Genomic DNA, 13,544 nt, shown 5'->3' with positions numbered 1-13,544 from the left:
TATGACCACCACTCCGGAAACCACCGAATCGTCCTGCACCAAGAAGTGCCTGGATATTCACGCGATCAAACAGTACCTGCCGCACCGTTATCCGATGCTGCTGGTAGACCGCGTGCTGGATTGGGAGGCCAACAAGCGCATCACGGCGATCAAGAACGTCACCGTCAACGAGGAGTTCTTCAACGGCCACTTCCCGCACAAGCCGGTCATGCCGGGCGTGTTGATGATCGAGGCGATGGCGCAAACGGCGGCCATCCTGTCGTTCCTGTCGATCGGCGTCAAGCCGGACGAGAATTCGGTGGTCTACTTCGTCGGCATCGACAACGCGCGTTTCAAGCGTCCGGTCGAGCCGGGCGACCAGCTGGTGATGAACGTCGAGATCCTGCGCCACGCGCGCGGCATCTGGAAGTACAAGGCCGTGGGCACGGTCGACGGCCAGCTCGCGCTCGAGGCGGAACTGATGTGCACCATCCGCAGCGCCGTCGACGCCAGCCAGCCGATGGGGAAGTAAGCATGTCGAAGATTCACGCCACCGCCATCGTCGATCCGAAAGCGGAACTCGACAGCAGCGTCGAGGTCGGCCCGTACTCGGTCATCGGTCCGAACGTGCGTATCGGCTCGGGCACCGTGGTCGGACCGCACGTGGTCATCGAAGGCCACACCAGCATCGGCTGCGACAACAAGTTCTTCCAGTTCTCGTCGATCGGCGCCGCGCCACAGGACAAGAAGTGGTCGGGCGAACCGACCCGCCTGGAGATCGGCGACCGCAACACGATCCGCGAATTCTGCACCTTCAACACCGGCACGGTGCAGGACAAGGGCGTCACCACGCTCGGCCACGACAACTGGATCTCGGCCTACGTGCACCTGGCGCACGACTGCCAGGTCGGCAGCAACACGATCTTCTCGAACAACGCGCAGATCGCCGGCCACGTGGAAATCGGCGACTGGGTGATCATGAGCGGCTTCGCCAACGTGCACCAGTTCTGCAAGATCGGCGCCCACGCTTTCGTCGGCATGAGCACCTCGCTGACCCAGGACGTGCCACCGTTCGTGCTGTTGAACGGTAACCCGGCGCAGGCGCACGGCGTCAATATCGAGGGTCTGAAGCGGCGCGGTTTTACGCGCGAGCAGATCAACGGCATCCGCACCGCCTACAAGCTGATTTACCGCTCCGGCCTGACGCTGGAAGAGGCCAAGGCCGCGCTGCTGGCGGAGGAAGAGGCGTCGCCGGCGGCGGTGGCCGAGCACATTCGGTCGATGCGCGAATTCCTCGGCGTCGCCAGCCGTGGCATCGTCCGCTGACATGACGCAGCCGGAACGATCGCCACTATCGCTGGCGGTCGTCGCCGGCGAGCCTTCGGGCGACGTGCTGGCCGCGCGCCTGTTGTCGGGACTGCGTCCGCATCTGCCGGACGCGCGCTTCCACGGCATCGGCGGCGAGCATATGATCGCGCAGGGATTCGAATCGCACTACCCGATGGACAAGCTGACGGTGCGCGGCCTGCTGGCCGTGATCCCGCGCTATCCCGAAATCAAACGCATCCAGAACGAACTGCGCGACCGCCTGCTGGCCGAGCGGCCGGCCGCCTTCATCGGCGCCGACTATCCGGGCTTTAACCTGGGCCTGGAGATGCAGCTCAAGGACGCCGGCATCCCGACCATCCACTACATCGGGCCGCAAATCTGGGCCTGGCGCGGTGGCCGCATCAAGAAAATCATCAAGGCTGTGTCGCACATGCTGGTGGTCTTCCCGTTCGAGGAGGAGATCTACCGCCAGGCCGGGGTTCCGGTCAGCTATGTCGGCCATCCGCTGGCCGAGCTGATACCGATGGCGCCCGACGAGGCGGCGGCGCGCCGCGTCCTCGGCCTGCCGGAGGACGCCAACGTCGTTGCGATCATGCCCGGCAGCCGCATGTCCGAGTTGAAGTACAACACGGCGGCGTTCATCGGCGCGGCCAGGCTGCTCAAGCAGCGCGACCGCTCGCTGCGCTTCGTCGCGCCGATGGCGGGCGAGCGCCAGCGCCGGTACTTCCTCGAACTGGTGGCGCAGGCCGGATTGCAGGACGTGGAGATCCAACTGCTCGACGGCCAGTCGCACACCGCCATCGCCGCGGCCGACGCCGTGCTGGTGGCGTCGGGCACGGCGTCGCTGGAGGTGGCGCTGTTCAAGAAGCCGATGGTCATCGCCTACAAGATGATGGCGGCCGAATACCAGATCCTGCGCCACTTCGGCTACCAGCCGTGGATCGGGTTGCCGAACATCCTGGCGCGCGAATTCCTGGTGCCGGAGATGCTGCAAAACGACGCCAGCCCGCAGGGACTGGCCGACGCCATGTGGAAGCAATTGAGCGACGTGCCGCACCGCCTCAAGCTGGTGCAGCGCTTCAGCGACATCCATCACAGCCTGCTGCGCAACAGCGCGGTGGAGAGCGCGGCGGCGGTGCTCAAGGTCATTTCAAGATAGAGAATCAACGTGAAAAATCAACATCCCGGTCTGTTCGACGACCTGCCCGATTCGCCCGACGAAATCATTTGCGGCGTCGATGAAGCCGGCCGCGGCCCGCTGGCCGGTCCGGTGTTCGCCGCCGCCGTCATCCTCGACGTCTCGCGGCCCATCGCCGGCCTGCGCGACTCGAAAAAGCTGACCGAAGCCAAACGCGATTTGCTGGCGCCGCTGATCAAGGCGCAGGCGCTGGCCTGGGCCATCGCCGAGGCGTCGGAAGAAGAAATCGACAAGCTCAATATCCTGCAGGCGTCGATGCTGGCCATGCGGCGCGCGGTCGAGGCGCTGAAGACGGTGCCGACCTTGGCGCTGATCGACGGCAACCGCTGCCCGGTCATGAAAATCCAGAGCATCGCCGTCATCGGCGGCGACGACAAGGTCGACGCCATTTCGGCGGCGTCGATCCTGGCCAAGACCGCGCGCGACGCCGCGCTGGTGGCGCTGCACGCGCAGTATCCGCATTACTGCTTCGACCAGCACAAGGGCTACGGCACGGCGCTGCATATGGAACGCCTGCGCGAGCATGGCGCCTCGCCGGTGCACCGCCGCTCGTTCGCGCCGGTGCGCGAGGTGCTGGAGCTGCACGCGACGCGCAACGGCGTGGTGGTCGAGACAGTCAGGATTGAACAGAAGGTGCAACCGGCGCAAACCATGGACTTGCTGCTTGCCGGAGGGTTCGCATGAAGACCATCACCTCGCGCGACAACGCGCAGTACAAGGAACTGGTCAAGCTGGCCGGCAGTTCGCAGGCGCGCCGCAAGTCCGGCCGCACCCTGCTCGATGGCGTGCATCTGTGCCAGGCCTACTTGCAGCTGCGCGGCCTGCCGGAGCAGTGCATCGTCAGCGAGACCGCGCTGCACAATCCCGAAGTGATGGAGATCGTCGGCCAGCTCGAGGCGAAGCACGCGCACGTGCTGGCGCTGCCCGATGCGCTGTACAACGCCGTCAGCCAGGTCGAACACGGCGTCGGCGTGATGTTCTCGGTGCCGACGCCGGAGCGCGCCGTCGGCGAGCCGCTGGCCGTATCGGCCGTGCTGCTCGATAACGTGCAGGACCCCGGCAACGTCGGCTCCATCCTGCGCAGCGCGGCGGCGGCTGGCATCAAACAAGTCTATTGCAGCGCCGGCACCGCGTTCTGTTGGTCGCCCAAAGTGCTGCGGGCGGCGATGGGCGCGCACTTCGTGCTCGATATTTTCGAGAACGTCGACCTGGCCGCGCTGGTGTCGTCGTCCAGGGTGACGTCGCTGGCCACCAGCGGCTACGCCACCCAGCGCCTGTACGACGTCGATCTGCGCCAGCCGGTCGCGTGGCTGTTCGGCCATGAAGGGCAGGGCGTGGCGGACGATCTGCTGTCGATGGCGACCCACCAGGTGGTGATCCCGCATCTGGGGCAAGTGGAGTCGCTGAATGTCGCCGCATGCGCGGCAGTATGCTTTTTCGAACAAGTCAGGCAGAATCAACTGTAGAACGTTTGATCGGAGCCCCCATGGATATCGCGCCGTTGCACTCGCAGTTGCACTTTCTTGTAGCGGAAGGGGATCAAATACAACGACACGCGCTGGCCGATATCCTGGTCCATCTGGGCGTGGGCCGCATCACGCAGGCGCCCGACGGCTACACCGCGCTGCGCCACTTCAGCGCCGGCATCACGCCGCCGGTTGATATCGCCATCCTCGACCTGGCGTTGCCGGGGATGGACGCGCTGGAGTTGATACGCCGGCTGGGTGAAGCGAAAAGCACGGCCGGCATCATCATCGTCGGCGCACAGACCAACGCGGTGCTGTTTTCGGTCGAGACCATGGCCGACGCCTACGGCGTCAACGTGCTGGGCGCGATCGGCAAGCCGGTGATCGGCAGCCGCCTCGAAGCGCTGGTCGCCAACCATCTGCACCGGCCGGAACCCCACGCCGCCACCGGCAAGGTGCGGCCGATGTCGTTCGCCGAAGTGGGCGCCGGATTACAGGGGCGCGAATTCGATCCCCACTTCCAGCCCAAGATAGAACTGGAGACGGGGCAGGTCAAGGGCCTGGAGATGTTCGCGCGCTGGCGCCATCCGCTGCACGGCGTACTGGGGCCGGCGTCGTTCATGCCGGCGCTGGAGCAGAACCGGCGCATCGACTTCCTCGACTGGAGCATGATCGAAAAGTCGGTCGCCGCCTGCCGCACCTTGCACGACCAGGGCATTCCGATCTCGTTCTCGATCAACGTCGACCAAAGCACGCTGGCGCACCCGCAATTCATGGAGCAGATCGCGGCCTGCCTGACGCGGCACGGCATCCTGCCGGACTACATCACGTTCGAGATGACCGAATCGGCGGTGCTGACGACCGATCCGCACTTCCTCGAGCGGCTGCTGCGGCTGCGGATGAAAGGCTTCGGCCTGGCCATCGACGACTACGGCACGGGGCGCAGCAATTTGCAGCTGCTGGCGCGCATCCCGTTCTCGGAGCTGAAGATCGACCGCAGCTTCGTCGACGGCGCCTCCAAGAAGCAAGCCATCGGCACGGTGCTGCGTTCCTGCCTCGGCCTTGCGCGCAGCCTGGACCGCCGCTCGGTGGCGGTCGGCGTCGAAACCAAGCAGGACTGGGATTTCCTGCAAGGGCTGGGCTGCACCTACGCCCAAGGCTACTACATCGCCAAGCCGATGCCGGTTGAAGAATTCCCCGCCTGGCTCGCCGACTGGCAACATTTTTTCTAATACCCTGGAATTGCGCCGTATCAAACCTGCCACGCCTTAACAAAAGCAAACTCGACCTCAGCGTTCATTTTTGATGAGGTCCAGACATGGCTAAACGTAAAACCAATGGTGGCGCGGTCGATGGCGCCGGCTCCGTGTTGAGCACTATCGCGGGGCCGGCCGAGCCGGCGCATCCGACCCGGCTCGGGCCGCCCAACCAGATCGCCGAACAGCTGTTGACGAAAGTCGTCACCGACCAGGCGCTGGCCGCCGGGATGCCGTTCAATCCCACCAAACCGCTTGAATACGGCGAGGCGGCCTACACTCCTCACGAGGGCGACACCGAAAGCCCGGCCAGCGATTGGGCCACCGCCAGCACCAGCACCGAGAGCGTCGCTTCGCCCAAGGTCGGCGACGGCCGGCCCGACATCGGCGGCAATCCGCTCGACGGCCCGCTGGACCGCGTGCGGGTCGACGACAGCGGCCGCGAGCTGACCACCAATCAGGGCGTGCCGGTCGCGGACAACCAGCATAGCCTCAAGATCGGGCTGCGCGGTCCGACCGCGATGGAGGATTTCATCCTGCGCGAGAAGATCACCCACTTCGACCACGAGCGCATTCCCGAACGCGTGGTCCATGCGCGCGGCTCGGCCGCCCACGGCTATTTTGAAAGCTACAACGACCTGTGCGCGATCACGCGCGCCGCGCCGTTCAGCGCCGCCGGCAAGCGCACGCCGGTGTTCGTGCGTTTCTCCACGGTGGCCGGCGAGCGCGGTTCGGCCGACACCGTGCGCGATGTGCGCGGTTTCGCCACCAAGTTCTATACCGACGAGGGCAACTGGGATCTGGTCGCCAACAACATCCCGGTGTTCTTCATCCAGGACGCGATGAAGTTCCCCGACCTGGTCCACGCGGTCAAGCCGGAGCCGCACCACGCGATGCCGCAGGCCTCCAGCGCCCACGACACCTTCTGGGATTTCGCCTCGCTCAGTCCCGAGATTTTTCACATGCTGATGTGGCATACGTCGGACCGCGCCATCCCGCGCAGCTACCGCATGATGCAGGGCTTCGGCGTGCACACCTTCCGGCTGGTGAACGCCAAGGGCGAGTCGGTGTTCTGCAAGTTCCATTAGACGCCGAAGGCCGGCACCCATTCGCTGGTCTGGGACGAGGCGGTGCGCCTGGCCGGCGCCGATCCGGACTACCACCGCCGCGACTTGTGGGAGGCGATCGATAGCGGCCAGTTCCCCGAGTGGGAGCTGGGGCTGCAGCTGTTCAGCGAGGAGCAGGCGGCCCAGTTCCCGTTCGATATCCTCGACCCGACCAAGATCGTGCCGGAGGAGATGGTGCGTTTGCGTCCGGTGGGCAGGCTGGTATTGGACCGCAATCCGGATAATTTCTTCGCCGAGACCGAGCAGGCGGCGTTTTGCGCGGCCCACGTGGTGCCGGGTATCGACTTCACCGACGATCCGCTGCTGCAAGGGCGGCTGCATTCGTATATCGACACCCAGATCTCGCGGCTGGGCGGCCCGAACTTCCACGAGATCCCCATCAACACGCCGCTGGCGCGGATCCACAACAACCAGCGCGAGGGTTTTCACCGGCAGTCGATCAACCGCGGGCGCGTCAACTACGAGCCCAATTCGCTGGCCGGCGGCTATCCGTTCCAGGCCGGAGCGGGCGGGTTTGTCAGTTTTCCCGAGCCTGTGCGGGCGACCAAGGTGCGCGGCAAGCCGGAGCTGTTCGCCGACCATTATTCCCAGGCGCGGCTGTTCTGGATCAGCCAGACCCCGATCGAGCAGGCGCACATCATCAACGCCTTCCGTTTCGAATTGACGCGGGTGCAGACGCCGGCCGTGCGCGAGCGCGTGGTGGCGGGGCTGGTCAATGTCGATGAGCGGCTTGCGGCGATGGTCGCTGCGGGCCTGGGGATGCAGGTGCCGCCGCCGCTGCCGCTGGCGACCGACCGGCCGATGTACCAGTATGCGCCGTCGTCGGCGCTGTCGTTGTTCAGCCGTCCGGGCAATCTCGGCGTGGCCACGCGGCGGGTCGCGCTGCTGGTGTCGCCGGGCGTGGATGGCAAGCAGACGCGCAAGCTCTACGCGGCGCTGCTCGATGCCGGCGCCGTGCCGCGACTGGTCGGCCAGCGGGTGGGGCCGGTGGCTTCCGCCAACGATGCGCCTTTGGATGTCGAAATCAGTTTCGAGGCCGGGCCTTCGGTGCTGTTCGATGGTGCCATCGTTCCCGACTGCGCGGACGGTGAGGGGAGGCTGAGACGGGATGCGTTGGCGATCGAGTTTTTGAAGCTGCAGTACCGGCACGACAAGCCACTACTGGCGCTGCGCTCGGGGGCCGTGCTGCTGCGGGCGGCGGGGATTCCCTCCAAGCTGCCCGATGGCGAGCCCGATCCTGGTGTGATCGTCGCGCAGGAGGGGGAGGTGGGGCCGGCGCTGGCGCGGTTCGAGACGGCGTTGGCGCAGCACCGGATTTATGCAAGGGAGACCGATCCACCTCGGGTTTGAGTTCCCCGCCTATTTTGCCGCGTCGAGCATGCCGGTGAACGCTGGTTTGGGTTTTTGCTGGCGGTCGAACAGCAGCGGCGAGTCGTGGCGTCCTTCGTATTCGCCGTGATTGAGCCAGGTGTGGCTGTCGGAGATGCCCCACAGCGTCACCGCGCGCAGCTCGGGATGCGCCAGGAAGACCTTCATCAGCGCCGCATAGCGCTCGCCCTGCAGTTGCAGCAGCTTTTCCTCGGTGTCGGACAGCGACTTGGCCTGATACCGGTACAAGCTGACGTCGAGCTCCGTGACCTGGTTTTCCAGGCCCAACCGGGCGAACGTGGCCAGCGATTCATCGACCGATTCCGTCGACGGCCCGAACACCGACACGTGCATCTGGTGTCCGACGCCGTGCACCGGAACCCCGCGCGCGATCAAGCCCTTGACGATCCGTTGCAGGCAATCGCGTTTGGCCGGTTCGTCGGTCGAATAGTCGTTGATGTACAAACGCGCCTTCGGATCGGCGGCGTGGGCGTAGCGGAAGGCCTTCTCGATATACTCGTCGCCGGTCGCCGCGAACCATTTGTCCTTGCGCAGGCAGTTGGGCTGCTTCTCGTCGATGACTTCATTGACCACATCCCAGGCGTACACCGCGCCCTTATAGCGGCCGACGACCGTGTCGATATGCGACTTCAAACGCGCCAGCACCAGATCGCGCGACGCCGGCTTGCCCTGTTTGTCGGTCCACATCCACTCGGGCGTGCGCAGATGCCACAGCAGCGTGTGGCCGCGCATGGCCATGCCGTGTCCCTGCGCGTAGGCCACCAGCTTGTCGGCCGGCGCGAAATTGTATGCGCCTTCCTTGGGCTGGATATCGGCCGGCTTCATGACGTTTTCGGCGACGATGCTGTTGAAGTGCGCCGCCAGCAGCGGCGCCTCGGCCGACGCCAGTTGCGACGGCTCGATGGCGGCGCCGATCTTCAGCCGTCCCTCGTAGGCTTTCGCCAAAGAGGGCGTCTGCTGCGCCGCCCCGTTCAAAACAACTGTCCCCAATAGCATGGTCAACGCGGCGCGCCGGATCATTTCAGTACTCCCGACGGTTAGGTTTGATCTCTTGAAGGATCGTGGTCGAAATCTCCTCGATCGACTTGGTCGTCGACGACAGCCAGCGGATGCCTTCGCGCTTCATCATCATTTCCGCCTCGTTGACCTCGTAGCGGCAGTTCTCGATCGACGCGTACTTGCTGCCGGCGCGGCGCTCGTTGCGGATCTCGGCCAGGCGCTCCGGCGTGATCGTCAGGCCGAAAATCTTCGGCTTGTAGTCGTACAGCGACGACGGCAGCTTGCCGCGCTCGAAATCGTCCGGGATCAGCGGATAGTTGGCCGCCTTGATCCCGTACTGCATCGCCAGATACAAGCTGGTTGGCGTTTTGCCGGAGCGCGAAACGCCCACCAGGATCACGTCGGCCGAGGCCAGGTTCTTGTGCGATTGCCCGTCGTCGTGCGCCAGCGAGAAGTTGATCGCCTCGATGCGGTTTTTGTATTCCTCGCTGTCGACGATGTTATGCGAGCGGCCGATGGTGTGTGTCGACTTGACATTCAATTCTTGTTCCAGCGGGGCAACAAATGTCTGGAACAAATCCATGTACATGCCTTTGCAGGCGCGGATCACGTCCGACAACTGGGTCTGCACCAGGGTCGAAAAGATGATCGGGCGTTGACCATCGGTTGCAAAAGCTTCGTTGATCTTGCGCGCCGCGTCGTGCGCTTTGTCGAGCGTGTCGATGAACGGCAGGCGCACCTGGCGGAAGCGCAGCTCGAACTGGGTCAGGACGGAGTGACCAAAAGTTTCAGCCGTGATGCCGGTGCCGTCCGAGACGAAGAACACGGTGCGGGCGGACGACGGCAGGGGAAGACGTTGTTCTTGTGTCATGTGATGTAAGCCTGTCAGGATTGTGAATCGTCAATTTGAGCCGCAGGCTGTAGAATGGACGCCATAGGTAAGATTGTGCTGCACGACGACCAGAATAACAAGAATGAAACATGGTACAGCGTCTGCGCACCGCCGGAAGATTTCTATCATCAAAAGGTGTCAATATGTCTAACGCAGCATTGAAGGAGCAAAATAACGAAGCGGTTTACGTCGCATCGTTCGAAAATTTGCGCATGACGGATGTCGAATCCGTCGGCGGCAAAAACGCCTCGCTGGGCGAAATGATCAGCCAACTGGCGGAAGCCGGCGTGCGTGTTCCGGGCGGTTTCGCCACCACGGCGCAGGCATTCCGCGACTTCCTGTCGCATAGCGTCGACGGCGGCAAGCCGCTGGCCGACCGCATCGCCGACCGCCTCGCCGATTTGAACATCGACGACGTGCGCTCGCTGGCGCAAGCGGGCGCCGAGATCCGTCAATGGATCGTCGAAACCCCGTTCCAGCCTCGCCTGCAGCAGGAAATCGAGACCTTCTACGACAAACTGGTGGCCGATTCGAGCACCGAAATGTCGTTCGCCGTGCGTTCGTCGGCCACCGCCGAGGATTTGCCGGACGCCTCGTTCGCCGGCCAGCAGGAGACCTTCCTCAACGTCGTCGGCATCGAAAACGTGCTCGACGCGATGAAGCACGTCTTCGCCTCGCTGTACAACGACCGCGCGATCTCGTACCGCGTGCACAAAGGCTTCACCCACGCCGAAGTGGCCCTGTCGGCCGGCGTGCAGCGCATGGTCCGTTCGGACCTGGGCGCGGCCGGCGTGATGTTCACCATCGACACCGAGTCCGGCTTCAAGGACGTGGTCTTCGTCACCTCCAGCTATGGCCTGGGTGAGACGGTGGTGCAGGGCGCGGTCAATCCGGACGAATTCTACGTCCACAAACCGATGCTGGAAAAAGGCAAATCGCCTGTCATCCGCCGCAACATCGGCTCCAAGCTGCTGAAGATGGAGTTCACCAGCGAAGCGAAGGCCGGCCGCTCGGTCAAGACCGTCGACGTTCCCGTCGAAATGCGCAACCGCTACTCGCTGAACGACACCGAAGTGGTGGAGCTGGCCAAGTACGCCGTCATCATCGAGAACCACTACGGCCGTCCGATGGACATCGAGTGGGGCAAGGATGGCCGCGACGGCAAACTGTACATCCTGCAGGCGCGTCCCGAGACCGTCAAATCGCAGCAGAAGGCGACCGACGTGCAGCAGCGCTTCAAACTGAAGTCGAGCGGCACCGTGCTGACCTCGGGCCGTGCGATCGGCCAGAAGATCGGCGCCGGTCCCGTGCGCGTGATCCACGACCCGGCCGACATGGAACGCGTGCAGCCGGGCGACGTGCTGGTGGCCGACATGACCGACCCTAACTGGGAACCGGTCATGAAGCGCGCCTCGGCGATCGTCACCAACCGCGGCGGCCGCACCTGCCACGCGGCGATCATCGCCCGCGAACTGGGCGTGCCGGCGGTTGTCGGTTGCGGCGACGCCACCGAGATCCTCAAGGACGGCACCTTCGTCACCGTGTCCTGCGCCGAAGGCGACGAGGGCAAGATCTACGACGGCCTGCTGGAAACGGAAGTGTCGGAAGTGGCGCGCGGCGAACTGCCGAAATTGTCGACCAAGATCATGCTCAACGTCGGCAATCCGCAGCTGGCGTTCGACTTCCAGTCCGTGCCGAACGCCGGCGTCGGCCTGGCGCGTCTGGAATTCATCATCAACAACAACATCGGCGTTCACCCGAAAGCGATCCTGGAATATCCGAACATCGATGCGGACCTGAAAAAAGCGGTGGAGTCGGTCGCGCGCGGCCACGCCTCGCCGAAAGCCTTCTACGTCGACAAGCTGGCCGAGGGTATCGCCACCATCGCCGCCGCCTTCTGGCCGAAACCGGTGATCGTGCGCCTGTCCGACTTCAAGTCGAACGAGTATAAAAAACTGATCGGCGGTTCGCGCTACGAGCCGGACGAGGAAAACCCGATGCTGGGCTTCCGTGGCGCGGCGCGCTACCTGGCCGAGGACTTCGCCGGCGCGTTCGAAATGGAATGCCAGGCGATGAAGCGCGTGCGTAACGACATGGGCCTGACCAACGTCGAGATCATGGTGCCGTTCGTGCGTACCCTGGGCCAGGCCGAGAAGGTCGTCAACCTGCTGGCCAAAAACGGTCTGGTGCGCGGCGAAAACGACCTGCGCCTGATCATGATGTGCGAAGTGCCTTCGAACGCGATCCTCGCCGACCAGTTCCTGGAGCACTTCGACGGCTTCTCGATCGGTTCCAACGACCTGACCCAGCTGACGCTGGGCCTGGACCGCGACTCCGGCATGGCGCTGCTGGCGGCCGACTTCGACGAGCGCGATCCGGCCGTCAAGGCGCTGCTGTCTCTGGCGATCAAGGCTTGCCGCGCGCAGGGCAAGTACATCGGTATTTGCGGCCAGGGTCCTTCCGACCATCCGGACTTCGCGGTCTGGCTGATGGAGCAGGGCATCGAGTCGATGTCGCTCAATCCGGACTCGGTGATCGACACCTGGCAGAAGCTGGCCGCGCTGCAGAAGTGATAGCGTGCTGAAAAATATAAAGAAGGCAAAAATAATGTCTTCACAACGATAAGGATATCCTTTATCGTTACCCTCGCCGCCCACAGGGCCGCGGGGGTTTTTACTTTTTGGGGGGCAAGAACATGACGGACTGGATTATGTGGCTGGCGGTGGCGGGCGCGCTGGTGGCGCTCGAGCTGTTCGTCGGCACGTTCTACCTGCTGATGGTGGCGCTCGGCGCGCTCGCGGCGGCGTTGGTGGCGCTGCTGCGCATCGATATGCCGGTGCAGATGCTGGCGGCGGCCATCGTCGGCGTCGTCGCCACCTTGCTGCTGCGCCGCAGCCGCTTCGGCAAGCGAACCAAGCTCGACGCCATGCGCGACCCGAATGTGAATCTCGACATCGGCCAGGCGGTGCAGGTGGCGCACTGGGACCACGGCGCCGCCCGCGTGATGTACCGTGGCGCGCAGTGGGACGTGGAGCTGGCGCCGGGGGCGGCCGCGCAGGCGGGGCGCTTCATCATCCGCGAGGTGCGCGGCAGTACACTCATCGTGGGGCACTGAGCATGGCCGACACCAAGATCACCGAACCGACAGAGATCCTGCTCGCCTTCATCGACGACGAGGACAAGGCGCTCGAAAAGCTCGAGCAGGGCTCGTTCTACTGCTACAACCATTACGAGATCAAAGCACTGATTCCGCGCGCGCCCAGGTTGCTCGACGACGAGCAGCTGTTCATGTTCTATTTCCACCTGCTGCGCAACGACGTGCTGCCGGCGGTGAAGAAAGAGGAAGACTTCGAGGTGCTGCGCCTGGCCTACCAGCCGGTGACGAATTTGCTGGGCTCCGATTACACGCTGTGCGGCCTTGGACGCGCGCAGGGCATCCTGCTGTTCGGCCACGATGGCAAATGGGCGCTGGCCAACGAGGAACCGCTCACGCTGGAGGCATACCTGAAGTACCGCAAGGTGTGGGCGCACGTGAACAATTACGTTTCGATCCCGGGCATGCTGGAGAAGAAGGCCAGGTTCCTGCCCTACGGCGAGGACATCCTGCTCGTCATGCGCATCATGAAAGTGCTGCGAGGGCAGCGCTATACCGAAGCGGAGAATCTCCGCGTGACGCAGTTGTGGTTCTGGGGCCTGGTGTTCATCGCGCTGCTGCATCCGCCGTCGGCCCGCGTGGTGGTGGAGGATTTGACGACGCTGTTCGATGGTTCCGGGGACTGGATCGACCGCCTCGAGATCCTGCGCCGATACCTGGTCGTCGCCGGCTATCCCGACCTGGTCGAGAAAACAGATTTGAAGCTGGCGACGGCGACCGGATCGCGGCCTGAACTGGCCTAAAAGCGGCCTGAA

At 64.1% G+C, this 13,544-nt stretch carries 11 protein-coding genes and 1 pseudogene; 10 read left to right on the top strand and 2 right to left on the bottom strand.

Annotation, left to right across the window (positions count from 1 at the left end):
* Nucleotide 1: 1 nt before the first annotated feature.
* The 7 genes and pseudogenes from fabZ to BMX85_RS01200 all read left to right on the top strand — a co-directional run bounded on the left by fabZ (nucleotide 2) and on the right by BMX85_RS01200 (nucleotide 7,705).
* Entirely contained in the window at nucleotides 2–511 is a 510-nt protein-coding gene (gene fabZ / locus BMX85_RS01230; RefSeq protein ID WP_090313858.1) for a 3-hydroxyacyl-ACP dehydratase FabZ, read from the top strand.
* Between the two features lie 2 nt (nucleotides 512–513).
* Entirely contained in the window at nucleotides 514–1,305 is a 792-nt protein-coding gene (gene lpxA / locus BMX85_RS01225; protein ID WP_090313857.1) for an acyl-ACP--UDP-N-acetylglucosamine O-acyltransferase, read from the top strand.
* Nucleotides 1,289–2,467: a lipid-A-disaccharide synthase gene (lpxB, locus tag BMX85_RS01220; protein ID WP_373923099.1), complete on the top strand. Its 1,179-nt coding sequence runs from the start codon at nucleotides 1,289–1,291 to the stop codon at nucleotides 2,465–2,467. Before lpxA ends, lpxB begins: the two co-directional genes overlap by 17 nt.
* A 9-nt stretch (nucleotides 2,468–2,476) precedes the next feature.
* Complete coding sequence (gene rnhB, locus BMX85_RS01215) at nucleotides 2,477–3,190, top strand: ribonuclease HII (protein ID WP_229210229.1); 714 nt, start codon at nucleotides 2,477–2,479, stop codon at nucleotides 3,188–3,190.
* Nucleotides 3,187–3,972, top strand: a complete 786-nt coding sequence (locus BMX85_RS01210) for a TrmH family RNA methyltransferase (RefSeq protein WP_090313853.1) — start codon at nucleotides 3,187–3,189, stop codon at nucleotides 3,970–3,972. The genes rnhB and BMX85_RS01210 overlap by 4 nt, the downstream gene beginning before the upstream one ends.
* Before the next feature lie 20 nt (nucleotides 3,973–3,992).
* On the top strand, nucleotides 3,993–5,204 hold the full coding sequence (locus tag BMX85_RS01205; RefSeq protein ID WP_090313851.1) for an EAL domain-containing response regulator: 1,212 nt from the start codon (nucleotides 3,993–3,995) through the stop codon (nucleotides 5,202–5,204).
* Between the two features lie 86 nt (nucleotides 5,205–5,290).
* Nucleotides 5,291–7,705 (top strand): annotated as a pseudogene (locus BMX85_RS01200) (catalase).
* 9 nt (nucleotides 7,706–7,714) lie between these two features.
* Here the strand turns inward: BMX85_RS01200 and BMX85_RS01195 are convergent.
* Nucleotides 7,715–8,689 carry an endo-1,4-beta-xylanase gene (locus BMX85_RS01195; protein ID WP_177196622.1) on the bottom strand — a complete coding sequence of 325 codons (975 nt, stop codon included), beginning with the start codon at nucleotides 8,687–8,689 and terminating at the stop codon, nucleotides 7,715–7,717.
* Nucleotides 8,690–8,765: 76 nt separating this feature from the next.
* On the bottom strand, nucleotides 8,766–9,614 hold the full coding sequence (locus BMX85_RS01190) for a posphoenolpyruvate synthetase regulatory kinase/phosphorylase PpsR (protein ID WP_090313847.1): 849 nt from the start codon (nucleotides 9,612–9,614) through the stop codon (nucleotides 8,766–8,768).
* Nucleotides 9,615–9,778: 164 nt separating this feature from the next.
* On the opposite strand from BMX85_RS01190, the gene ppsA reads away from it, so the two are divergent.
* The 3 genes from ppsA to BMX85_RS01175 all read left to right on the top strand — a co-directional run bounded on the left by ppsA (nucleotide 9,779) and on the right by BMX85_RS01175 (nucleotide 13,532).
* Entirely contained in the window at nucleotides 9,779–12,208 is a 2,430-nt protein-coding gene (gene ppsA, locus BMX85_RS01185; RefSeq protein WP_090313845.1) for a phosphoenolpyruvate synthase, read from the top strand.
* A gap of 122 nt (nucleotides 12,209–12,330) precedes the next feature.
* Complete coding sequence (locus BMX85_RS01180) at nucleotides 12,331–12,750, top strand: NfeD family protein (protein WP_090313843.1); 420 nt, start codon at nucleotides 12,331–12,333, stop codon at nucleotides 12,748–12,750.
* Between the two features lie 2 nt (nucleotides 12,751–12,752).
* Nucleotides 12,753–13,532 (top strand): hypothetical protein, encoded by a 780-nt coding sequence (locus tag BMX85_RS01175; RefSeq protein ID WP_090313841.1) that lies wholly within the window; start codon nucleotides 12,753–12,755, stop codon nucleotides 13,530–13,532.
* Nucleotides 13,533–13,544 lie beyond the last annotated feature (12 nt).

It is taken from the genome of Duganella sp. CF517, from assembly GCF_900110275.1.
Classification (GTDB): Bacteria; Pseudomonadota; Gammaproteobacteria; order Burkholderiales; family Burkholderiaceae_D; genus Rugamonas.
The sequence above is the reverse complement of the archived record's forward strand: the minus strand, read 5'-3'. Positions and strand labels throughout refer to the sequence as shown.